Here is a 22,753-nt window from a genome sequence, read left to right on the forward strand (position 1 = left end):
GCGCACCAAGCTGTCCTGAGGTCCGCACATGGCTGAACTTCCCAATCACGACGCCGCGCTCACCGAGACTTGTGTCGAAAGCAAAACGATCCATCAAGGACCGTTTCTGACGCTCAAGTGCGACACCGTCGAACTGCCTGACGGCAAACACGCGACCCGCGAGTACGTTCAGCACCCGGGCGCAGTGATGGTGATCCCCTTGTTCGACGACGGCCGCGTGCTGCTGGAGAGCCAGTACCGCTATCCGATGGGCAAGGTGATGGTCGAGTATCCGGCCGGCAAGCTGGACCCGAACGAAGGTGCGCTGGCCTGCGCAATCCGCGAACTGCGGGAAGAGACCGGCTATACCGCGCGCGAATATGTCTATCTGACGCGGATTCACCCGATCATTTCTTACTCCACCGAGTTCATCGATATCTATCTTGCCCGCGGCTTGACGGCCGGTGAGCGCAAGCTCGATGAAGGCGAGTTCCTCGAGCTGTTCACGGCGAGCGTCGCCGACGTGTCGGAATGGGTGCGCACCGGGAAAATTACGGACGTGAAAACAGTCATCGGGACCTTCTGGCTGGAGAAGGTGCTGTCGGGTGCGTGGCCGTTAGCGCAAGCGGAATAACCGTTGGCCGGACTGCGCGGACGTTACGCCAGTCAAAAAAACTCTGCGAAAAGCCCCTGCCGGTCTATGACCGGCAGGGGCTTTGTTCTTGCGCGCCAGGGAACACCACTGCGTCGCCTGTCGAGTCTTAAGAAAGACGCTTCTTTCCTATGCCTTCTGGCTGTCTCGCTTCCGATTCGCTGCCGTTCTAGTATGGACCTTTGACAGCAAGCTTCGTTACCCGGGATGGTTCGGATAACGAAGCTTACCGAGAGAGTCGATTCTCTTGGGCCTCCATCTTGGTTGTCACTTGACAACCAAGATGGAGGCCGGTAAATTGGAGGGCATAGATGATTCGTGGAACGCATCCGAAGAAAGAGGTTGAAGCAGCTCTGGCATACGCAGAAAGAAAAGGTTGGCGCGTGCAGAGCGGAGGCAAGAGTCACGCTTGGGGAAAAATATATTGCCCCTACAACGACGCGGAATGCCGCTGTGGCGAGTTTTGCATATCTAGCGTGTGGAGTACGCCAATGAATCCAGGCAATCACGCTAAACAATTACGGCGCATTGTCGACAACTGTACGGCTCGCCGGTAGCAGGCGATTTCAATCGCGAACGTGTGGAATAGAATTGAAGCAGGAGTAACGTATGGAATACGTATTCACCTTGAAGTACCAACTCGTTGCAGAAGATTGCGACCTCGATGCGATCGTTGAACGATTGGGCGAAGCTGGTTGCGACGACGCCACCGTTGGCGTGGGACAACCCGGCCGCATTGCGCTGTTTTTCTCTCGCGAAGGCGAGTCCGCATTCGCGGCGCTCGTTAGCGCGCTCAAAGATATCAAGCAAGCGGTGCCGAGCGCGCGGCTTGTCGAGGCGGGTCCCGACTTCGTCGGCTTGACCGATGTTGCCGAGATCGCCGGAGTGTCGCGACAAAACATGCGCAAACTGATGTTAAGCCACGCAATCGACTTTCCGCCGCCGGTCCATGAGGGTAGTGCGTCGGTGTGGCATCTGTCGGATATCCTCGACTGGCTGAATGCGCGCGGCGGATACGACATTCAGACGAACGTGCTCGACGTCGCCAAGTCGGCCAAGCAAGTCAACCTGGCAAGAGGAACCCGCGAACTGGAGCCGCGGCTGAATCGTCAGTTGGAATGCCTGGTGGCATGAGGCGGGGCGATCCATCATCCAGAGCTGCTTCGGCAGCGCTTGGCGCAAAGCGTTAAAATCGCCCACCGCGTCGGATTTATCTGCGACGCATGGCAGCGGCGCGTCGTCCGTATAAATTAACGAACGACCGTTCACAAATTTTAGTTTTGCGCTAAACTGGCACGCAAGCCCTGATTCCACATGAAGGTCCTCGATTTACAGTGTCCGCATGGCCATCGGTTCGAAGGTTGGTTTGCTTCGGCTGATGACTTTGAATCGCAGCAGGCCCGCAAGCTTGTCGAATGTCCGATCTGCGGAGCGAACGAAGTGAGCCGTTTGCCTTCAGCGCCGCGCCTGAATTTGTCCGGCGCGACCGAGACGAAGCCGCCCGCGGACGCAGGCGAAACGCAAGCGCGTGTCATGCGCGCTTTGCGCGAGGTACTGGAAAAGACCGAGAACGTGGGCGACCGCTTCGCCGAGGAAGCGCGGCGCATTCACTACAACGAAGCGCCTGCACGCAATATTCGCGGTGTCACCACACCGGAAGATGCGAGAGCCTTGGTCGAAGAAGGCATCGAAGTGATGCCGCTGCCGGTCCCGGCTGCCTTGAAGGAACCGCTGCAATAGCGCAGTGGCTCACTGGCGGCGGGCGGTTGCGGCCAGGAGACACGACGCATGAACCTGGACTATTCTCCCGCCGACGACGCGTTCCGCGCTGACATCCGCGTATGGCTCGAAGCGAATCTGCCTCACGAGCTAAGCGACAAAGTACTCAACCATAAACGTCTTGCCCGCGAAGACTTCGCTGGCTGGCACAAGCTGCTCGGCACGCGCGGCTGGTCGGTGGTCGCGTGGCCGAAAGAATATGGCGGTCCCGGCTGGGATGCGACCCAACGGCATATCTGGGACGACGAGTGCGCGCGTATCGGCGCGCCCTCAGTACTTCCTTTCGGCGTCTCGATGGTTGCGCCCGTGCTGATGAAATACGGCAACGAGGCCCAGAAACGTCACTACTTGCCGCGCATTCTCGACGGTACGGACTGGTGGTGCCAGGGCTACTCCGAGCCGGGTTCGGGCTCCGATCTGGCTTCGTTGCGCACGCGCGCAGAGCGCGTCGGCGATCACTACGTGGTCAATGGGCAAAAAACCTGGACCACGCTCGGTCAGTACGCCGACATGATGTTCTGTCTCGTGCGCACCGATAGCGGTGCCAAAAAGCAGGAGGGCATCTCCTTCCTGCTGATCGACATGAAAACGCCGGGCATCACCGTGCGGCCCATCATCACGCTCGACGAAGACCATGAAGTCAACGAAGTCTTTTTCGAGGACGTGAAGGTGCCGGTCCAGAATCTCGTCGGCGAAGAAAATCGCGGCTGGACTTACGCGAAGTATCTGCTGGGCCATGAGCGCACGGGCATTGCACGGGTCGGTCAGTCGAAACGGGAACTCGTGTTCCTAAAACGTCTCGCGCTGAATCAGAAGAAAAATGGGAAGCCGCTTCTGCAAGATCCCGTGTTCGCCGCGAAGGTCGCGAGCCTTGAGATCGAACTGATGGCGCTCGAAGTCACCGTGCAGCGCGTGGTCGCTAACGAGAGCGGTGGCCGCGGTCCGGGACCGGAGGCGTCGATGCTGAAGATCAAGGGCACAGAAGTACAGCAGGCACTCACCGAACTGATGTTCGAAGCCGTCGGTCCGCTCGGCGCGCCGTTCGACGTTCCATTCCTCGAAGGTGAACGCGACCACAGCCTCGCCGGCGACGACGACGCAGCGCCTCTGGCCGCGTATTACTTCAACTTTCGCAAGACGTCGATTTACGGCGGTTCGAACGAAATTCAGAAGAACATCATCGCGCAGATGATTCTGGGACTTTGAGGAGCGGCGCATGGACTTCACTTTCAACGACGAACAACAGCAATTCGCCGACGCGCTGCGCCGCTACCTGGACAAGAGCTACGGGTTCGAAGCACGCCAGGCCATCGTAGGTTCCGAGGCTGGCGTTTCGGATTCACAGTGGCGCGCCTTGACGGAGTTGGGGCTGACGGCGCTGCCCGTGCCGGAAGCACAAGGTGGCTTCAATGGCGGCCCGATCGACATGCTGGTGGTGATGCAGGAGCTCGGCCGCGCGCTTGTCGTCGAGCCGTATTGGGCGACGGCGGTCGGCATTGAGGCATTGCGCCTTGCCGGCACCGGGCTCGGTGACGATGCCTCGTTGCTCGAACGTGCGGCCCAGGGCGAGATCAAGCTCGCCGTGGCGTTTCACGAGCCGCACGCGCGCTACGACCTGTTCGAGGTCGAGACGGTCGCGAGCGGGGCGGGCGAGCAGCAAACCTTGAGCGGCACCAAATCGGTCGTGTTGCACGGTGCACAAGCGTCATACTGGATCGTGCCGGCCCGGTTGAACGGCGAGATCGCGCTCTTCGTCGTGGCGCGCGACGCCACTGGCGTCGAGATCACGGACTACCGCACCATCGACGGCCAACGCGCCGCAACGTTGGTGTTCACCGCGACTCCCGCGCGCCGGCTCACCGGCCAACACGCCGGCGCAGCCGCGCTCGAACATATCGCGGACTACGGCACGCTTCTGCTGTGCGCGGAGGCGATCGGTGCGCTGGACGCGTTGAACTTCGCCACTGTCGACTACACCAAAACGCGTCAACAGTTCGGTCAGCCGATCGCGCGCTTTCAGGCGCTGCAGCACCGCATGGTCGAGATGCTGATTCATGCCGAGCAGGCGCGCTCGATCACCTATCTCGCGGCCATGCGCTACACCAGCGAAGACGTCGACGAGCGTCGTCGCGCGATCTCGGCAGCGAAGGCGCGGGTGGGACAGGCCGCGCGTTTCGTCGGCCAACAGGCCGTGCAGTTGCATGGCGGCATGGGCGTGACGAACGAAGTGGCGGCAGCGCATCTGTTCAAGCGCCTCGCCATTATCGAAACCACGCTAGGCGACGTCGACCATCATCTCGCGCGGTTTGCCACGTTGCCTGGCTTTGCCACCGCCGAAGTGTGAGCGGCCAGTCCACCCAATGCGATGGAGAAGAAAATGGGATTGAGTTTTGAGGACATGGTGGTCGGCACGACCACCGAAGTCGGCAAGCACACGTTCACGCGTGAGGAGATCGTCGAGTTTGCAGAGAAGTTCGATCCTCAACCGTTTCATGTGGACGAAGCCGCTGCTGCCGCATCGCCGTTTCTCGGTTTGGTGGCGAGTGGCTGGCATACCTGCTCGGTGATGATGGGTATGCTGGTGCGTAACGCGCTCAAGGGTTCGACGTCGATGGGCTCGCCCGGCATCGACGACATCCGCTGGTTGAAGCCGGTGCGCGTCGGCGATACGATCACGATGCTGAACTCGGTGCTCGACAAGCGCGTCTCGGAAAGCAAGCCGGATCGCGGCATCGTGTCGACGGTGTGGCAGGGCGTCAATCAGCATGGCGAAACAGTCATCACGGTGCGCTCGAAGGGACTGTTCGGGCTGCGCAATCCGGGAACTACGCCATGACAACTAGCGCGACCGCCGCCGCGAAGCCGCTCGGCAACGCTGCGGCCCTGCGTGCGCTGGTGGGTGCGGACGCGCTCGTCAGCGAATGGCTCACCATCGACCAGGCGAGCGTGGGCCGCTTTGCCGAGGCGACCGGCGATCATCAATGGATTCACGTCGATCCGGAGCGGGCGCGGCGTGAATCGCCGTTCGGCGGCGCTATCGCGCACGGCTTTCTGACGTTGTCGTTGATTCCGGGCCTACTCGACAAGACCGCGACGCTCGAGCAGCGCATGGGTGTCAATTACGGATTGAACCGCGTGCGGTTTACTTCGCCGGTGCTGGTCGGCTCGCAACTGCGCGCGAGTTTCGCGGTGCAGTCCGTCACCGACGTCGACGACGCCGGCGTGCAGGTGGTGTGGAACGTCACGCTGGAGCGGCAAGGCAGCGAGCGGCCAGCGTGTGTCGCCGAGTTCATCACGCGGCACTACTTCTAGGAACGTGCTCCACAAGGCGGCATGGTGAGAGCGGTCAGCAAAAAGCGCGAACGGCATGAATGCCGGATCGCGCTTTTCATTTTCTGCCGATGCGAGTGCGTACCAACGCCTACCAGCCGCCGTAATGAAATTACCGTTTTGCGTATTGCGTCGCGCCGAACAGCATTTCCTTGGCCTTGTCGTCCATCAGCGGTTTGCGCGCGGATGCCAGCACATCCACACCGCGCACCACGGCCGGACGCGCCGCGATTTCTTCATGCCAGCGCTTCACGTTCGGAAACGCATCCAGTTCGACACCCTGGTTTTGCCACGAGCGCGTCCACGGAAAGGCGGCGATGTCGGCAATCGTGTAGTCGTCGCCTGCGAGGTACGCCGTTTTGCCGAGTTGCGCATTCATCACGCCGTAAAGCCGCCGCGTCTCGTTCGTGTAGCGGTTGATTGCGTATTCGATCGGTTCCGGCGCGTAAATGCGGAAGTGGTGAGTCTGGCCGAGCATCGGACCCAGACCGCCCATCTGGAACATCAGCCATTGCAGCACGGAATAGCGTGTCGCCGGATCGGTGGGCAGAAACTTGCCGGTCTTCTCCGCGAGATACAACAGGATTGCGCCTGATTCGAACAGGGCAAACGGCTGGCCGTCGGTCCCTTTGGGACCCTCGGAATCGACGATCGCCGGGATTTTATTGTTGGGGCTGATGGCGAGGAATTCGGGCTTGAACTGGTCGCCTGCGCCGATATCCACGGCATGTGCGGTGTACGCGAGGCCCGTCTCCTCGAGCATGATGTGAACCTTGTGGCCGTTCGGGGTCGCCCAGCTATAAACGTCGATCATCCTGGTTCCTTTTTCGTGAAAGCGGCGCCGCAAAAAAGGGCGCCGTAGCAGACGAAAATTAAAGCATAGATCGCGCAATGCTGCTGACGATGACCCGAGCCGCCCGGTGACGCCTGAATGCTAACGAGCGCAGCGTCCTCAAGCGCGCGTGATCGGCGTTTCCGCGCGATCTGCGGCGCCCGCATCCCGATAGCGCGCCAGTTCGAGCTTGGCGATCGCATTGCGGTGCACTTCGTCGGGACCGTCTGCAAAGCGCAGCGTTCGCGCAGATGCATAGGCATACGCCAGCGGGAAATCGTCGCTGACGCCACCGCCGCCGTGCGCCTGAATCGCCCAGTCGATCACCTGACACGCCATGTTCGGCGCGACCACCTTGATCATCGCAATCTCACCGCGCGCGCCCTTGTTGCCGACCGTATCCATCATGTAGGCAGTTTTCAGCGTGAGCAGGCGAGCTTGTTCGATCATGCAACGCGCCTCGGCGATGCGCTCCTGCGTGACGCCTTGTGCGGCGATGGGTTTGCCGAAAGCCACGCGTTGCAACGAGCGTTTCGACATCAGTTCCAGTGCACGCTCGGCGAGGCCGATCAAGCGCATGCAGTGATGGATGCGACCCGGTCCGAGTCGGCCTTGCGCGATCTCGAAGCCGCGGCCTTCGCCGAGCAGCATGTTGCCGACCGGCACGCGCACGTTCTCGAGTGTGATTTCCATGTGGCCGTGCGGGGCGTCGTCATAACCGAAGACGGAAAGCGGCCGGCGCACGATGATGCCGGTTGCGTCGGCGGGGACCAGAATCATCGATTGCTGCTGATGACGCGGCGCTTCGGGATCGGTCTTGCCCATCACGATGTAGATCTTGCAGCGCGGATCTCCCGCGCCCGAGGACCACCACTTGTGACCGTTGATCACGTAGTAGTCGCCGTCGCGCACGATGCTCGTCTGGATATTGGTCGCGTCCGACGACGCCACTTCCGGCTCCGTCATCAGGAACGCCGAGCGGATCTGTCCTTGCAGCAGCGGCTCGAGCCACTCGCGTTTGTTTTCCTCGCTGCCATAACGCTCGATTGTTTCCATGTTGCCGGTGTCGGGCGCGTTGCAGTTGAACACTTCCGGGGCCCATGGCACGCGTCCCATGATTTCGCACAGCGGCGCGTATTCGAGATTCGTCAGGCCCGCGCCGCGCACGGATTCAGGCAGGAACAGATTCCACAAACCGGCGTCGCGCGCCTTGTGTTTGAGTTGTTCGATCAATTCGGTCGGCACCCAGGCGTTGCCGTTCTGGCGATTGCGCGCGATCTCGGCGTAGAACGCCTGTTCGTTGGGATAAATGTGCTCGTCGAAGAAGGTGAGCAGTTTTTCGCGCAGTGCCTGAACCTTCGGGGTGTAATCAAAATTCATGTATGACCTCGGGAATTGCGGATAACGGACGACTCTCCAGCCTACGAATTCTGTCAGTGCACTTTTTGCGCGTAGTGCCAGGCGAGTTCGGCCATCGGCCTTGCACGACGCCCTGCATCGAGCGCCTGGGCGCTGGCCGCCGTGCCGTCGACGACGCGTTTCATGATCCCCTGCAGGATCGCCGCGATGCGGAACATGTTGTAGGCCAGATAGAAGTTCCAGTCGCCCGAGATTTCCAGGCCGGTTCGCTCGCAATAACGTGCGACGTATTCGTTCTCGTCGGGGATGCCGAGCGCCGCCCAATCCAGTCCGGCAATGCCGCGGAACTGGCCGGGTTCGACATGCCACGCCATGCAGTGATAGGCGAAATCGGCGCGCGGATCGCCGAGCGTCGACAATTCCCAGTCGAGCACCGCGAGCACCTTGGGTTCGGTGGGATGAAAGATCAGGTTGTCGAGCCGATAGTCGCCATGCACGACCGAGTTGCGCACGCTGGTATCGGCCGGCATGTGTTCGGGCAACCATTCGATCAGCCGCTGCATCGCGTCGATCGGCTCGGTTTCGGAGGCAAGATATTGTTTGCTCCAGCGGCCGATCTGGCGGGCGAAGTAGTTGCCGGGTTTGCCGTAGTCGGCGAGGCCGGCGGCCGCCACGTCGACGCTGTGCAGCGCGGCGATCACGCGATTCATTTCGTCATAGACGGCCGCGCGTTCGGCTCGGCTCATACCGGGCAGCGATTGATCCCACAGCACACGGCCGTCGACGAACTCCATCACGAAGAACGCACGGCCAATCACGCTTTCGTCCTCGCATAGTGCGAGCATTTTCGCGACCGGCACGCCGGTGTCGGCGAGCGCATCCATCACGCGGTATTCCCGTTCGATGGCATGCGCCGAAGGCAGCAGCCTGGCCACCGGACCGGGTTTGGCGCGCATCACATAGGCGCGCGACGGCGTGGTCAGTTTGAAGGTGGGATTCGACTGGCCGCCGGCGAACTGTTCGACGCTGAGCTCACCGGAGAAGCCCTCGACGTGCTTCGACATCCAGGCGGCGAGCGCCTCGTTGTCGAAGCGCTGCCGGTCGCCGACCGGGCGCGTGCCCTCGAACGCGGAAAAATCCGCTTTGCGTCCTGGTTCGCCGCTCTGTGTGGCTTGCACCATGTGTCTCCTCCATTTCGGTTCAACTACGCTTGTATTGAACGAATTGTGCGTAGAGCATTTCCATCGTGGTGTTCCGAACGTCGCGGTGCAGCGGCGAGGGTGGCGAATAATTGATACTGCGTAGCACCCAGTCGCGCGGCGCGGCGCCGACGTCGAGCGCATTGATGCAGCCGGTAGCTTGCGCCAGATGGCCGAAGAACGTGCGACCGCCGGCCGTGAGCGCATGCGACAGGATCGCGCGATTCACGCCGCCGTGCAGAACGAGCAGCGTCGTGTCCCACGAGGCGTCCTCGCGCAGTTTCGCCAACGCGGGCAGCACGCGGTCGAACAAGGCGCCGATCGTCTCGCCGTCGAGAAAGCGCATGCTTTCCGGGACGATGCCGTCGAACACGCCGAGAAAAGCCGCTTCGATGTCCTGTGGCGGGATATTGCCAAGCTTGCCGCCGCGAATTTCCTGCCAGGCCGGCTCGATTTCTAGCTCGATCCGCTGGCTTGTTTCCGCCAGAACGCGCGTGGCCGTTTCGACCGTACGCGGCAGTCCGCTCACGATCACCCGGTCGAAGCGGATCTGTTGTTCGGCGAACACACGACCCGCGGCGCTGGCCTGCTCGCGGCCGTTGGCATTCAACGGCACGGTTTCCGGGTCGATTGCGCGGCCCGAGTCGTCGAAGTACGTGACGTCGCCGTGACGCATCAAATAGATGCGGCGGCGTTTGGGCAATTGATAGGCGGCCATTGTTCGCAGGGTCACTTATAGATTGGCGCGCGTTTCTCGAGGAATGCGGAAATCCCTTCGAGGCCTTCACGATGATGCAGCGAAGCGACGAAGCTGTCGCGCTCGTCGATCAGATGCGCTGCGAGCGGCTGCGCACCGGCAGCGCCGATCAGCCCCTTGATGCGCGCGACCGAATTGGGCGAAATCTTGCCGAGTTCGTCGGCCCATGCAACGGCGGCGTCGCGCACGGCGCCGGTTTTGGCCAGCTTGTTGACCACGCCGAGTTCATGCAGGCGCGCGGCGCCGATCGGTTTGCCTTCGATCAGCACCTCGGTGGCCAGTTGGCGCGGCAAGGCTTGAGCGAGAAACCACGAGCCGCCGCCGTCCGGCGTAAGGCCGACGCGGGCGTAGGACATGACGAATTTGGCGTCTTCAGCGGCCACGATCAGGTCGCACGCGAGTGCCAGCGAGAAGCCCGCGCCGGCGGCTGCGCCGTCGACGGCTGCGATCACCGGTTTTGACGAGAGCCGCAGTGCCGAAATCCACTCGCCCAGCAGATCGATGCTGTCGGCTTGCACCGACGGATCCTTCGCACGGTTTTCGAGCAGCCGGTTCAGATTGCCGCCGGCGCAGAAGAAGTTGTCCGCACCGGTAATCACGACGGCGCGAATCGACGGATCGCGTTCCACCGAATCGAGCGCCTCGATGCCGGCGGCGTACATGTCGGGATGCAGCGCATTGCGCGCGCCTGGGTTCGACAGGGTGAGAACCAGCGTCGATTCGCTGTCGGTGGGGCGCGAGGTCAGCAGTTCGGCGCTCATTGTTGCGTCTCCGTTTGAATGTCGGCGGCGTCGCCTTGTGTCAGCGACAGGCCCAATTGCGCGCGCCGCGCCAGCCACGGCGACGGACGGTAGCGCGGCTCGCCGAGCACGCTGGACAGGTTGCGCAGAATCGTGAGGATGGTCGTCGCGCCGAGCGCATCGCCCAATGCGAGCGGCCCGCGCGGATAACCGAGGCCGAGCGTCACGGCGAGATCGATATCCGCGGGCGTCGCGATCTGTTTCTGGGCGATGTCGCAGCCGATGTTGACGATCGTCGCCACCACCCGTTGGGCGACGAAGCCGGTCGAGTCGCGGATCACCGTGACCGGCACGCCATCGGCGGCGAGCAGCGCATGCGCGGTGTCGCGCGCGGCGCGCGTGGTGGCGGGCGTGGTCATGAGCGTGCGGCGCCGCGCGCCGACGAGCGGGAAGAGCGTGTCGACGGCGACGACGCGGCTCGCGTCGAGTGCTTCGTCCACTGCGGCGGTGGTTGCATCGTGACCAAAGGGGGTGACGACGATCAGCGAATCCGCGGCGGGCGTCACGCCTTCGTCGAGCGTCACGCCGGCCTGGGTCGCGAGTTGTGCGACGGCTTCACGAGCTTGCGGATAGCGCTTGCTGATCCAGACGGCTTTGGGCAAGTCGGTCGGCGCGGGCGCTTCGGCGCTCACCTGTTGCTTGCCGTCCTCGTAGCGATAGAAACCTTCACCGGTCTTGCGTCCGAGCAGTCCGCCCGCGAGCCGCGTGCCGGTAATGGGCGAGGGCGTGAAGCGGGGTTCCTCGTAGAACTGGTGATAGATCGATTCCATTACCGGATGCGAGACGTCTAGCGCGGTCAGGTCGAGTAGTTCGAACGGGCCGAGACGAAAGCCTGCCTGTTCGCGCATGATGCGGTCGATGTCCGCGAAGCTCGCCACGCCTTCGCCCGCTATGCGCAAGCCCTCGGTGTTCATGCCGCGGCCCGCGTGATTCACGATGAAACCCGGCATGTCTTTCGCGCGCACCGGCGTGTGGCCCATGCGACGCGCGAGCGCCATCAACGCGTCGCCCGCTGCGGGGTCGCTGCGCAAACCGTCGATGACTTCGACGACTTTCATCAACGGCACTGGATTGAAGAAGTGGTAACCGACCACGCGCGAGGGGTCGGTGCAACCGGCGGCAATGGCCGTGATCGATAGCGACGAGGTGTTGGACGCCAGCACGCAGCGTCCGCTCACGACCGTTTCGAGCTCACGGAACAAGGCTTGCTTGACATCGAGCTTCTCGACGATCGCTTCGATGACGAGATCGCAGCCGGCGAGGTCGGCAATGCTTTGCGCGCCGCTCACATTAGCCAGTGCGGCGAGCGAGCGGGCCTGATCGAGCTTGCCTTTGGCCGTCAATTTGGCGAAAGTCTCGGCGAGGTAGTCGCGCGCGGCGCCGATCGCCGTGGGGTTGGTGTCGTATAGACGCACGCTCAGGCCCGCCAATGCGGCGATCTGCGCAATGCCCCGGCCCATTGCTCCGGTTCCGACAATGCCGATAGTCTCGATACTGAAATTGCGAGAGGTCATTGTGATGCTCGACTCCATGGTTTTTTTAGAATAGCACGATCGTGCAATTTACTGGATGATTGAACGAAGGCCGCCGTTTCGACGCCGACGCGCGGGCTCACACAACCCGAAGGAAGGAGACACCCGATGATCAAGCTGTGCGGTTTCGCGCTCTCGAACTATTACAACAAAGTGAAGTTCGTGCTGCTCGAACATGGTATTCCGTTCGAGGAAGTCTCCGTGGTGCCGAGTCAGGAAGAGTCCATGCTCGAGCATTCGCCGCTCGGCAAAGTGCCCTACCTGCAAACCGAAGAGGGCGATCTGTGCGAGTCGCAATGCATCGTCGAGTATCTCGCCGCGCGCTTTCCCGAGAAGGGAATTTTCTCCGCCGATCCGTGGCAAGCGGCCAAGGAGCGTGAGTTGATCATGTTCGTCGACGTGCATCTCGAACTGACCGCGCGCAATCTCTATAAGGAAGCGTTTTTCGGCGGCACGGTGACCGATGCGACTAAAGGGCGAGTCGAGAAACTGCTCGTACATCATATTGCCGGCTTCAAGCGGATTGCGAAGTTCGAGCCGTATTTGCGCGGCGAAAGTTTCAGCATCGCCGACGCGGCAGGGTACGTGAGCTTGCCGCTGGTGGGCATGGCGACCCAGGCCATCTACGGCCGCGATTTCCTGCTCGACGCGGGCGTCGACTGGAAGCGCTACCTGAAGGCCATTAACGACCGGCCGGCCGCACAGCGCGTGACCGAAGACCGCAAGGCGTATGTCGCGGCATCGCGCGCGGCTTGAGCGGCGTTGCCTTGGAGAGAGCGTGCCAAGGCGTGCAACGCACGTCTTGGCAGCAGCGCGCGACGGCGAGGAACGTGGGTTCATTCGCAACATCGCGCAGAATCTTTTAGAGTCGCGCCAACCGCTCGAGCGCGGTGGCCAGGGTGCTTTCCTGCTTGGCAAAGCAGAAGCGCACCACACCCGACTCGTGCGCCTCGTGATAGAACGCCGACACGGGAATCGCCGCGACGCCGACTTCGCCGGTGAGCCACTGCGCGAACTCGCCTTCCGGCAGGTCGCTGATGGCCGAATAATCGACACACTGGAAGTAGGTGCCCGTGCACGGCAGCAACTTGAATCGCGAGTCGGCGAGACCGGCGCGGAAGAAGTCGCGCTTCTTCTGATAGAAAGCGGGCAGGTCGAGGTACGGCGCCGGGTCTTGCATGTAGTCGGCGAGGCCGATCTGCATCGGCGTATTGACCGTGAAGACGTTGAACTGATGCACCTTGCGGAATTCGGCGGTGAGCGCGGCGGGTGCGGCCACGTAGCCGACTTTCCAGCCCGTCACGTGATAGGTCTTGCCGAAGCTCGACACCACGAAACTGCGCTGCGCCAACTCCGGATAGCGCGCCATGCTCTCGTGCGGTGCGCCGTCGTAGACCATGTGTTCATACACTTCGTCCGAGAGGATCAGCACATTGGTGCCGCGCACGATGTCCTCGAGCTTGCGCATGTCTTCGGCGCGCCAGACCGTGCCGGTCGGATTGTGCGGCGTGTTGATCATGATGAGCCGCGTTTTCGGCGTGATCGCGGCCGCGAGCCTGTCGAACGGAATCGCGTAGTCGGGCGCCTCGAGCGTGACGAACACGGGCTTGCCGCCGGCCAGTTCGATCGACGGCAGGTAGCTGTCGTAGGTTGGCTCGATCACGATCACTTCGTCGCCGGGGTGGACGGTGCACAGGATCGTGGTCAGGAGCGCTTGCGTGGCGCCTGCCGTGACGGTGATTTCAGTGTTGACGTCGTAACGGCGCCCATACAGGTTGGCGATCTTGTCCGAAATGGCCTGACGCAAGGGTGCTGCGCCCGCCATCGGCGGGTATTGGTTGTGGCCGTCGCGCATGGCTTTCGCGACGGCATCGACAATGCGCGGATCGCACGCGAAATCGGGAAAGCCCTGGCCCAGGTTCACGGCGCCTTTCTCGGCGGCGAGCGCGCTCATCACGCTGAAAATCGTCGTGCCGACGTTCGGCAGGCGAGACGGAAACGTGGGAGTCATGGGCGTGTCGTGCGGTGCATTCATGGCGCGGTCCGAAGCGGGGCAAGTTGACGGGTAGGCTCGGCGCGGCGTCGTTTGAAACCGGCGAAACCTGATTGTAGGGAATCACGGAGCCATTGGGGCGCTACATCGCTCTGGCTGGCCATCCGGCCAAGGCAGAGTGACACGATCAAACGGGCGCCGGCTCGTCGGCCGCGCTCAGCGTGGCGTTGATCGAAGCGACGAACGGCGCAGGCTGGGCAATCTGAAAGCCGAAATCGCGCGCGATCCGTCTGGCTAGCTTCAACACAGCGCGATCTTTCGACACGAGCCAGTCTGCCCGCACGGCGTGCGCGAGTTCGAGAAACTTCTGGTCGTCGCGGTCTTTGCATTTGGGCAAGGGCTTCGCGTCTTCCGCCGGCGCGGCCGGTTCGACCCGTTGCGCGAGCCGCGCGACTACCGCCAGCGCGGCGGCCTTATCCACATTGCGATGCACGAACTGCGGATAGTCCAGCACGTAGGTGAGTTCGGCGAGGCAGCGCGCGTCGATCAGCGCGACCAGCGCACCGCTTTCGAGCGCGGCAAGGATTGGCCGCGTGTGCGGGTCGTCGAACACGAGAATATCGATCCACACATTGGAATCGAGGACGACGCGCAAAGCGTCGTGTGAGGCATGGGTACCGGGCATTCGTTACAATCTGGCTTTCGTCTTTGACCGCCAGGCACGGCGTGCCTGCAAGCCTCTATGATAATCGTTCTGTCGCCGGCGAAATCGCTCGACTACGAAACCCCCCCGCACGTCAAAAAGCACACGATCCCCGCTTTCGTCGACGACGCAGCGGAATTGATCGGCGGATTGCGCCGTTTGTCGCCGCAACAGATCGCCTCGCTGATGGATATCTCGGATCAGCTCGCGCACCTCAATTTCCAGCGCTACGCCGACTGGTCGCCGAGCTTCGACACGCACAACGCCAAGCAGGCGGTGCTCGCGTTCAATGGCGACGTGTATGAAGGCTTCGACGCGAAGTCCTTGTCTTCCGCCGATCTCGACTATGCGCAGAACCATGTGCGCGTGCTCTCGGGCCTGTATGGTCTCCTGCGTCCGCTCGATCTGCTGCAACCGTACCGGCTCGAAATGGGTACGCGTTTCGCCAATCCGCGTGGCAAGGATCTGTACGCGTTCTGGGGCGAGCGGATCACGCAGGCTTTGAACGCCCAGTTCAAAAAGAACACCGTGGCTTCGCGCGTGCTGGTGAACTGCGCATCGGGCGAGTATTTCAAGTCGGTCAAGCCGAAGCTGCTCGACGCTCCGATCGTCACGCCGGTGTTCGAAGACTGGAAGGGCGGCCGCTACAAGATCATCAGCTTTCATGCGAAACGCGCGCGCGGTCTGATGGCGCGCTACGCCGTCGAAAATCGCCTCGACAAGCCCGAGCAATTGAAGGACTTCGACGCCGAAGGCTATGCCTTCGACGCGGAGGCTTCGAACGATTCCACTTACGTATTCCGTCGCCGCGTCGCTGAATAAGCGTTTCGCCGCGCACACGAGCAGGGAAGAACATCATGACGTTATCGATTACGAGCAATTTCGACGCGGGCGCAATCGAAGTGCTGTCCTGCGAAGACGCGGGCAATATCCGTTTGCGCGTGCGACCGGACAGTCACGCGGATTTCGCGCAGTGGTTCTATTTCCGCCTGTCGGGCGCGGCGGACGAACGCTGTGTGATGACCTTCGAGAACGCGGCGGCATGCGCGTTTGCCGAAGGCTGGCGCGACTATCAGGCGGTGGCGAGCTACGACCGCGTGAACTGGTTCCGTGTGCCCACGTCCTATGACGGCCGCGTGATGGTCATCGACCACACGCCGGATTTCGACAGCGTGTACTACGCGTATTTCGAGCCGTATAGCGAGGAGCGTCATGCGGAATTTCTCGGCGCGGTGCAGCAGTTGCCGCAGGCAGCGCTGACGGAATTGGGCACGACCGTCGAAGGCCGGCCGATGTCGCTGCTCACGCTCGGCACGCCGCAAACTGGCGACACGCCCAAGAAGAAGATCTGGCTCATCGCGCGTCAGCATCCGGGCGAAACGATGGCCGAATGGTTTATCGAAGGGCTCGTGAAGCGTCTGGCCGGCTGGGGCGATTGGGCCGGCGACCCGGTGGCGCGCAAGCTCTACGATCACGCCGTTTTCTATATCGTGCCGAATATGAATCCGGACGGTAGCGTGCACGGCAATCTGCGCACCAATGCGGCCGGCGCGAACCTGAATCGCGAGTGGATGGAGCCGGACGCCGCGCGCAGCCCCGAGGTGCGGGTGGTGCGCGATGCGATTCACGCGGTGGGTTGCGACCTGTTCTTCGACATCCACGGCGACGAGGCGCTCCCCTACGTGTTCGTGGCCGGCTCCGAAATGCTACCGGGCTTCACCGAACGGCAAGGTGAGGAGCAGAAGGCGTTCATCGAGGCGTTCAAGCAGGCAAGTCCCGACTTCCAGGACAAGTTCGGCTATGCCGCGAGCAAGTATCGGGAAGACGCGCTGAAGCTGGCGTCGAAATATATTGGCAATGAGTTTGGCTGTTTGTCGTTGACGCTGGAAATGCCGTTCAAGGACAACGCCAATTTGCCTGACGAGCGAGTGGGCTGGAATGGCGAGCGCAGCGCTTCGCTCGGCGCGGCCATGTTGCAAGCGATCTTGCAGCACGTGGAGACGTTTGCCTGAGGCACTGAAGGCCGAGGCGTTGCCCAATGAAAGAACGGGGCACCCATGTTGAAGTGGGTGCCCCGTTTTTGTTTAGGCGTTTGATGTGACCGGCGGCGCCGTGACTTGCCGATGCGCCGCATGTCTGGCTGCTCAATGAGCTGTCTTGGTTACCGTCTTCCTGGCCGATTTGCTCGAGGTTGCTCGCGACGATTTGCCCGAACTCGATTTGGAAGATTTCGTCGTCGCTTTTTTCGAACTCTTGCCGCTCGGCGCGTGTTTGCCTTTGCCGCCTTTGTGCTTGCCCGACGAAACACCCGACCCCGACGGTTCGCCACTGCGTGCACGCGCCGGCGGCACGGGATCGTTCCAGCTGAACGCCAGCATCTGAGCGCCAACGTAGCCGCAACGGAATTTCAGATCGGCCGGATCGCCGCTGCCGCTTTGACGGATGCCGAGTCCTTCGACGGTGACGATGTTGTCCACCTTGACGCGCTGCTTGCCCTCGTCGAACGAGTCGTTCCATGGCGTGACCGCCGCGTGCGCGCTGTCGAAAGAGCTGGGAGGAAACTCGACGTGGTCGAAAGCCGTCGAGGTGCTGGCGACAAAATTGCCGTGAGCCGCGCAATCCGCGACGAGCGGGTCCGCATGCATGTCATTGACAAATTTGTTGACGAGATCGTTGTGCTGTTCGAGTTGATCGGCGAATGCGGGGGCAGTGCACAGGAGCGACGCAGTCGCTGCACATGTTGCCAACCGGCCGACTAACCGCAGCAATCGGCGCGGTACGTTGGTGCGATCCATCTAGTTCTTTAGGCGCAAGTGAGACATGAGGCACGTAAGATGCACGGCAGGAGGGTGGAGTTCAATCCTGACACAAATATTTTGTCCTGTCGTGATGTGCTAACTCGAACGCGGTCGTTTGACAAGACGTTGAGTAACCGGCAAATCGCGTTAGATGTCGAACGGGAATCAGGTGCGTGGTCCACCCAGTCGATATCGCCGCACATCGTATGTGGTGACCCAGGCCGGACGGTAGACCGCAATGAGCGCCGTCGACATGCCCGTGAACCAGGCTTCGCCCGTCGCGAGAAGCAGCACGCTGAATGCGTAGCCGACCGGCACTACCGTCATGGAGCCGTCGGCGAGAGCGATGTGAACGCCGAGCGCCGAAGCAGCCGTGAGCGATACGACGATCGCGGGCGAGACAAAACCTTGACCGAAGATGAACATGAAGAGATTGCGTGGCAACCACGCAATGCTAGCGCGCTGGATGAGCGTTGAAATGCCCACAGGTAGCGCACCGTACACGAGGAAAGTGAGCGCAATGCCCTGCCACGGGGCATCGAATACAACGGCAGCCAGCCCTGTGACGATCGCCATGGCGATCAGCGCCAACGCCCAGTCGAATAGCGTCACGATCAACGTGGCGCCGAGCAGATGCATGACGGTGCCGTCATCGAGCCACGCATTGCTTGCCCACAGCACCGACACTGCGACGATGATCGCAAGCCAGACGTGCTGTAGTGTGCCGTCCTGAAGTCGTTTGAAAGGATTTTTCCACAGCGCGAGCGCGACCACTATCGCAGTGGCGATCCAGCCACCGACAGCGACCCAGAATGGAAGCGGTGTGTAGAGGAAACCCATGAGTCTCATATTACTCGTTGGACGAGAAAAGGTGTGAGCGGATTCCATGCCAGCCGGCATAAACACGGCGGGAAATGAGGAGCCGTCAACCACACGTGTAGCGACGATTTCACGTCGGGCCTGGAGCGTTCGGCTCGGCTATGCGCTCGGCCGGCGCGATGTCGCCGTAGCTCGTGCCCGGTTCAGCCGCCATCGGGAGCGCGGCGGCCGTGTCGTTAGCCGGCAACGAATACTGGAAGCGGCGGGGCGCACGGCGTCGCAGCGGCACCACGCCGGCCTGGCCCATCACCGGCCGCATTGGGACTTGGGCGCCGATGCGCAGCACCTGAAGATGGCTGGTCAGCCAGCCGTTGTACAGCGCGACGGCGGCGGCGCGATTCGGTGCGCCCAGTTGCTGGAATATGCTGGTCAGATGGATCTTGACGGTGCCCTCGCTGATGCCGAGCGTGCGCGCGATCATCTTGTTGGTGCTGCCCATGTGGACGCAGCGCATGATCTGCTCCTGACGCGGCGATAGTCCGTTGGATATTTTGCCGCGGCGCGGCGGCGGAGTCTTCTCGTCGAACGGACGGATGGCGGCGTCCGGCGGCAGCGGAGGATTGAGCGCCAACGCACCCGCCGGCACGTAGTGGCCACCCAGCAAGACCATCTCGAAGGCGCGCACGATCAGACATGGATCGGTCTCGCGCGACACGACGCCGAGCACGCCTTCGTCCATTAACTCGCGAACTGCGGTCGGGGAGATGAGGTCGGTTAGCACGGCAATGCGCAGATCGGGAAATTGACTGAGCAGATGGCGCACGTCGGCGACCGACATCCAGTCCTGCCAGTCGATCACCAGCAGATCGGGCCGCTGACGCTTGAGCGGACGCTCGACCTGACGCCAGTCCTGGGCTTCGTTAAACCGCGCAAGCCGGTTGATTTGTCGCAGTAGTGCTTTGATTCCATCACGTCGTTCCGCGTCTGAGTTGAGTATCGAGAATCGCATGCATGTCTCCAGATGAATCGGGGCAGGGGGCGCGATGCGTGCGGCCGGCGAATCAGCCGAACACACGAGGCTGCGTCGTCCTGTCTATGATGACAAATTCCCTTCGTTTTGACGGCCTGGCCAAAAGGCATAAGAGGAGTGACGCAAGAAGACGTAAAAAAAGCCCCGCATGCGGCGGGGCTTTTTTTACTCAGCGTAGCGCGATGGCGCTGGCGCTCAATGGAAGTGCGGCTGCGCGGGCTCCGCGTCTTCGGGCATCTCGGCATGGACGATCTCACCGAGCGGGTCCGCATACAGCGGGACGCCGCAGTCGTCGCAATACTCCGGTTCGAACCGGCCCGAGTGACGACGCACATCCGTCACGCCGGTTTCCTTGAGGAGCGCGACGATTTCTTCCAGCGGGTCGTCCGACGCGGCGATCTCCTGCGGTTCTTCGTCGATGCCGGGTTCGCCGTTCTCTCGTCCGTATAGCGGCCACACGACGCCATAGATCACGTCATTGCTGCCGCGGCGGGTGAAGCCGACGCGATATTCGTCGATTCGACGCTCGCCGAAGCCCGCGACGACCGCGCGCAGTTCCTGCGGCGCGGCGCCGATCGTGTCGAACAGATAGCGCACGGCGGTGCGTACCGTGTGAGGGCGTACGCGCTCGTCGGCGTCGCGACAGGCCGAGTAGTAGGCGTCCGGCAGCAGGCACTCGAATTCGCAACCCGGCAACACCAGCGACAGATTGGCGCCGCCCTGCGTCGCCCATTGTTCGAGGCACTGACCACGCTCGATCCGGCTGCCTTGTTCTTCTTCCTGCCAGCGGAAGGTGGGCTCGCCCACCGGCGCTGCCACGATGGCCAGCAGAAAACGCGGGTCGGCCAGAATCGGCGAGGTTTCCGGCAGTTCGCCGAAATTGAGCTTGACGTTGCCCCCGGTCAAGGCGGCCTGCGCGAGTTGCTGGGCAATGCGCCAGGTTTCGACGTGGTGGCGCGGCAACTGGTCGATGCTGTACAGGAACGGGGCCATGGCGACGCGTGTGTTCGCCGCGAGCACATGTGCCTGCAAATGGGCGCGCAGTGAGTCGGCCGCCTCGCCCTTGAGTGGACCGGACGGAATCATGTAGCGGGTCCAGGCGAGCACCGGTGCGGCGATCAGCAACGCCTCATATGGCACGCCTTCGTGGTCGATGACGAACGACTCGCTATGGGTTTCCGCCATGTCGGCGAGCGCGCCGTAGGCGTCGGGATGATTCTGCTGCAGATGGTCGAGCGCGGCGTCCAGCGTTGTCTGATTGGCGTTGCGGACGATCTTGGCCAGCAGCGCATCGAGCTTCGCTTCCCAGAAACGGTCCTCGGTGCGGCTGCCCGACGCGAAAAGCGCGAGCGAGAGACCGACGAGCTTGTCGGCATCGGGGGGGAGACGTTTGGCGATTCGCGAGCGCATAAATCCAGAAATTGGGTGGCACAGAACCTTATATTCTAGTCTTTTCTATGCCGTCATATTATTTGGTCAGCAATGGCGCACGAGCCGGGACTTTTTCCGGACGGGCAAATGGCCCGTGCAGCGGGTCTTCGAGTGATACGCGCAGGGACTTGGCCGGACAATATAAGACGCCCCCGGCGACGCAACTCGCTTCTATACTGACCGCTTTCGGGTGCCTGACAAGGGCGTACGCCCACTCGCCGCCGTGGTCTGGCGCAATAGGAGACTCATTGTGAAATCGGACCAACTGATCGAACGTCTGGCAGCGGTGTTCGCCCTCATCATTCTGGTAGGCGGCTCGCTGCTCGTGCTGGCGCCGTTTACAACCGCGCTGCTGTGGGGCGCAATTCTGAGTTATAGCTCGTGGGGTTTGTACCGGCGGCTGACAAGGGCGGTCGGCGGCCGCCGCAAATGGGCGGCTACGTTGATCGTGCTCATCATCCTGGTGGTGGTGCTTGGACCCTTCGTCTATGCGGGCTTTGCGTTCGGTGCGCACGTTCACGACATCGTCGCGCTGGTGCAGAGGCTCTTCGAGGCCGGCTTGCCGGACTTGCCGCCGTGGGTAGGCCGGATTCCGCTGGTTGGCGCAAATATCGAAACGTTCTGGGAGCGTTTGACCAGTAGCAATTCGGAACTGATCGCACAATTGCGCATGCTGGCGGCGCCGGCCGGCAAATGGATTCTGGCCGCCGCGATTGCGGTGACGCATGGTCTTGGGCTGCTGGCGCTGAGCATCGTGCTCGCTTTCTTTTTCTACACAGGCGGGGAAGGAGCCGCCGCGTGGCTGAATGCGGGCATGCGGCGCATAGCTGGCGAACGCGCTGATTATTTGTTGGCATTGGCCGGGAGCACTGTCAAAGGCGTGGTTTATGGGATTCTTGGTACGGCTCTGGTGCAAGGGATTCTGGCGGCCTTTGGCTGCTGGATCGCTGGAGTGCCGGCGCCGGCGTTACTCGGGCTGGCGACGTTTTTCCTGTCGGTGATACCTGGCGGCCCTGTGATCGTGTGGTTGCCCGCGGCAATCTGGCTCTATCACGGCGGTGCGACAGGGTGGGCGATCTTTCTGGTGGTGTGGGGCGTGCTGGTCGTCGGCATGTCCGACAATGTGATCAAGCCGATCCTCATTGGCAAGAATAGCGATATGCCGTTGATCCTGGTCATGCTGGGAATACTCGGCGGCGCGTTCGCCTTCGGCTTCCTTGGCGTGTTCATCGGACCGACGCTGCTGGCGGTTGCGTACACCGTACTGCACGACTGGACGATCGGCGCGCCGGCTGCCCGGGCTGCGCTGGCTTCCGATGTAAAAGCGCCTGTTGTCGAGGACCCGGGCCGCGTCAGCGAGACTCCCTGAATAAATTCCAGATAACGCTTGCAAGGCCCGGTTTGGGTCGCTAGAATCTCGCTCTTTCGTGCTTCGGACACCGGGGCACGGGGAGGCGGGAGAGCCAGCAATGGCAAGGGTTTGAGCGGGTTGGACGGGTTTGGGAAGTTAAAAAAACCTGTTGACGACGAAGCGAAAGTTCTTCATAATCTCGTTTCTCTGCTGCAAGTGCAGCGACGCAGAACGAAGCGGTACAGGTGGTTGTGAAGTTGGCAGCCGCGGTGGCCGGTGAGGTAGTGGATGCGTACTCGATCTTTAAAAATTAACAGCCGATAAGTGTGGGCGCTTGATGCGCGATGCGAGCCGGGTCCTTCGGGGTCTGGCGCAAAGCAGAAGTATCAAGTCTCACACAGTAATGAAA

At 61.9% G+C, this 22,753-nt stretch carries 24 protein-coding genes; 12 read left to right on the forward strand and 12 right to left on the reverse strand.

The genetic code is table 11. From position 1 onward, the window contains the following. Positions 1 to 28 precede the first annotated feature (28 nt). The 8 genes from FQ705_RS25425 (at position 29) to FQ705_RS25460 (ending at position 5,722) form a co-directional block, all read left to right on the forward strand. Complete coding sequence (locus FQ705_RS25425) at positions 29 to 613, forward strand: NUDIX domain-containing protein (RefSeq protein ID WP_144145704.1); 585 nt, start codon at positions 29 to 31, stop codon at positions 611 to 613. Positions 614 to 942: 329 nt separating this feature from the next. Further along, complete coding sequence (locus FQ705_RS34635) at positions 943 to 1,188, forward strand: hypothetical protein (protein WP_144145706.1); 246 nt, start codon at positions 943 to 945, stop codon at positions 1,186 to 1,188. Positions 1,189 to 1,240: 52 nt separating this feature from the next. Beyond that, positions 1,241 to 1,765, forward strand: a complete 525-nt coding sequence (locus tag FQ705_RS25435; RefSeq protein WP_144145708.1) for a helix-turn-helix transcriptional regulator — start codon at positions 1,241 to 1,243, stop codon at positions 1,763 to 1,765. A 180-nt stretch (positions 1,766 to 1,945) separates the two neighbouring features. After that, on the forward strand, positions 1,946 to 2,371 hold the full coding sequence (locus tag FQ705_RS25440; RefSeq protein WP_144145709.1) for a DUF1178 family protein: 426 nt from the start codon (positions 1,946 to 1,948) through the stop codon (positions 2,369 to 2,371). 48 nt (positions 2,372 to 2,419) lie between these two features. Further along, positions 2,420 to 3,616 carry an acyl-CoA dehydrogenase family protein gene (locus tag FQ705_RS25445; RefSeq protein WP_144145711.1) on the forward strand — a complete coding sequence of 399 codons (1,197 nt, stop codon included), beginning with the start codon at positions 2,420 to 2,422 and terminating at the stop codon, positions 3,614 to 3,616. A gap of 10 nt (positions 3,617 to 3,626) precedes the next feature. Next, positions 3,627 to 4,754 (forward strand): acyl-CoA dehydrogenase family protein, encoded by a 1,128-nt coding sequence (locus FQ705_RS25450; RefSeq protein ID WP_144145713.1) that lies wholly within the window; start codon positions 3,627 to 3,629, stop codon positions 4,752 to 4,754. A gap of 33 nt (positions 4,755 to 4,787) precedes the next feature. Then, positions 4,788 to 5,246, forward strand: coding sequence for a MaoC family dehydratase (locus FQ705_RS25455; protein WP_144145715.1), 459 nt, complete (start codon positions 4,788 to 4,790; stop codon positions 5,244 to 5,246). Continuing rightward, a complete protein-coding gene (locus FQ705_RS25460; protein ID WP_144145717.1) occupies positions 5,243 to 5,722 on the forward strand; it encodes a MaoC family dehydratase in 480 nt (159 codons plus the stop codon). The genes FQ705_RS25455 and FQ705_RS25460 overlap by 4 nt, the downstream gene beginning before the upstream one ends. A 130-nt stretch (positions 5,723 to 5,852) precedes the next feature. Here FQ705_RS25460 and FQ705_RS25465 read toward each other — a convergent pair whose 3' ends face one another. The 6 genes from FQ705_RS25465 to FQ705_RS25490 form a co-directional block, all read right to left on the reverse strand. Then, positions 5,853 to 6,554: a glutathione binding-like protein gene (locus FQ705_RS25465; RefSeq protein ID WP_144145719.1), complete on the reverse strand. Its 702-nt coding sequence runs from the start codon at positions 6,552 to 6,554 to the stop codon at positions 5,853 to 5,855. Positions 6,555 to 6,692: 138 nt separating this feature from the next. Continuing rightward, positions 6,693 to 7,952 (reverse strand): acyl-CoA dehydrogenase family protein, encoded by a 1,260-nt coding sequence (locus tag FQ705_RS25470; protein ID WP_144145721.1) that lies wholly within the window; start codon positions 7,950 to 7,952, stop codon positions 6,693 to 6,695. 53 nt (positions 7,953 to 8,005) lie between these two features. Then, positions 8,006 to 9,112: a phosphotransferase gene (locus FQ705_RS25475; RefSeq protein WP_144145723.1), complete on the reverse strand. Its 1,107-nt coding sequence runs from the start codon at positions 9,110 to 9,112 to the stop codon at positions 8,006 to 8,008. Between the two features lie 19 nt (positions 9,113 to 9,131). Beyond that, complete coding sequence (locus FQ705_RS25480; protein ID WP_144145799.1) at positions 9,132 to 9,848, reverse strand: histidine phosphatase family protein; 717 nt, start codon at positions 9,846 to 9,848, stop codon at positions 9,132 to 9,134. A gap of 11 nt (positions 9,849 to 9,859) precedes the next feature. Continuing rightward, complete coding sequence (locus FQ705_RS25485) at positions 9,860 to 10,648, reverse strand: oxepin-CoA hydrolase, alternative type (RefSeq protein WP_144145725.1); 789 nt, start codon at positions 10,646 to 10,648, stop codon at positions 9,860 to 9,862. Continuing rightward, positions 10,645 to 12,201, reverse strand: coding sequence for a 3-hydroxyacyl-CoA dehydrogenase (locus FQ705_RS25490; protein ID WP_144145727.1), 1,557 nt, complete (start codon positions 12,199 to 12,201; stop codon positions 10,645 to 10,647). Before FQ705_RS25490 ends, FQ705_RS25485 begins: the two co-directional genes overlap by 4 nt. Positions 12,202 to 12,327: 126 nt before the next feature. Between FQ705_RS25490 and FQ705_RS25495 the strand changes: the two genes are divergently transcribed. After that, on the forward strand, positions 12,328 to 12,975 hold the full coding sequence (locus FQ705_RS25495; RefSeq protein ID WP_144145729.1) for a glutathione S-transferase: 648 nt from the start codon (positions 12,328 to 12,330) through the stop codon (positions 12,973 to 12,975). Positions 12,976 to 13,081: 106 nt separating this feature from the next. On the opposite strand, the gene FQ705_RS25500 is transcribed toward FQ705_RS25495, so the two are convergent. After that, positions 13,082 to 14,254, reverse strand: coding sequence for a pyridoxal phosphate-dependent aminotransferase (locus FQ705_RS25500; RefSeq protein ID WP_144145731.1), 1,173 nt, complete (start codon positions 14,252 to 14,254; stop codon positions 13,082 to 13,084). Between the two features lie 145 nt (positions 14,255 to 14,399). Then, positions 14,400 to 14,897, reverse strand: a complete 498-nt coding sequence (locus tag FQ705_RS25505) for a putative toxin-antitoxin system toxin component, PIN family (RefSeq protein ID WP_144145733.1) — start codon at positions 14,895 to 14,897, stop codon at positions 14,400 to 14,402. 57 nt (positions 14,898 to 14,954) lie between these two features. On the opposite strand from FQ705_RS25505, the gene yaaA reads away from it, so the two are divergent. Next, on the forward strand, positions 14,955 to 15,737 hold the full coding sequence (yaaA, locus tag FQ705_RS25510) for a peroxide stress protein YaaA (RefSeq protein ID WP_144145735.1): 783 nt from the start codon (positions 14,955 to 14,957) through the stop codon (positions 15,735 to 15,737). A 35-nt stretch (positions 15,738 to 15,772) separates the two neighbouring features. Then, positions 15,773 to 16,927, forward strand: a complete 1,155-nt coding sequence (locus tag FQ705_RS25515) for a carboxypeptidase family protein (RefSeq protein WP_144145737.1) — start codon at positions 15,773 to 15,775, stop codon at positions 16,925 to 16,927. Between the two features lie 132 nt (positions 16,928 to 17,059). On the opposite strand, the gene FQ705_RS25520 is transcribed toward FQ705_RS25515, so the two are convergent. The 4 genes from FQ705_RS25520 to FQ705_RS25535 form a co-directional block, all read right to left on the reverse strand. Further along, entirely contained in the window at positions 17,060 to 17,710 is a 651-nt protein-coding gene (locus FQ705_RS25520; protein ID WP_144145739.1) for a BspC domain-containing protein, read from the reverse strand. A 168-nt stretch (positions 17,711 to 17,878) separates the two neighbouring features. Next, positions 17,879 to 18,553, reverse strand: a complete 675-nt coding sequence (locus FQ705_RS25525; RefSeq protein WP_144145801.1) for an energy-coupling factor ABC transporter permease — start codon at positions 18,551 to 18,553, stop codon at positions 17,879 to 17,881. A gap of 109 nt (positions 18,554 to 18,662) precedes the next feature. Further along, on the reverse strand, positions 18,663 to 19,541 hold the full coding sequence (locus FQ705_RS25530) for a response regulator transcription factor (RefSeq protein ID WP_144145741.1): 879 nt from the start codon (positions 19,539 to 19,541) through the stop codon (positions 18,663 to 18,665). Between the two features lie 216 nt (positions 19,542 to 19,757). Further along, positions 19,758 to 20,972, reverse strand: a complete 1,215-nt coding sequence (locus FQ705_RS25535; RefSeq protein WP_144145743.1) for a DUF2863 family protein — start codon at positions 20,970 to 20,972, stop codon at positions 19,758 to 19,760. A 271-nt stretch (positions 20,973 to 21,243) separates the two neighbouring features. Here FQ705_RS25535 and FQ705_RS25540 point away from each other — a divergent pair, with 271 nt between their 5' ends. Continuing rightward, positions 21,244 to 22,362 carry an AI-2E family transporter gene (locus FQ705_RS25540; protein WP_186307989.1) on the forward strand — a complete coding sequence of 373 codons (1,119 nt, stop codon included), beginning with the start codon at positions 21,244 to 21,246 and terminating at the stop codon, positions 22,360 to 22,362. Positions 22,363 to 22,753 lie beyond the last annotated feature (391 nt).

Source organism: Paraburkholderia sp. BCC1884 (assembly GCF_900996225.1).
Classification (GTDB): domain Bacteria; phylum Pseudomonadota; class Gammaproteobacteria; order Burkholderiales; family Burkholderiaceae; genus Paraburkholderia.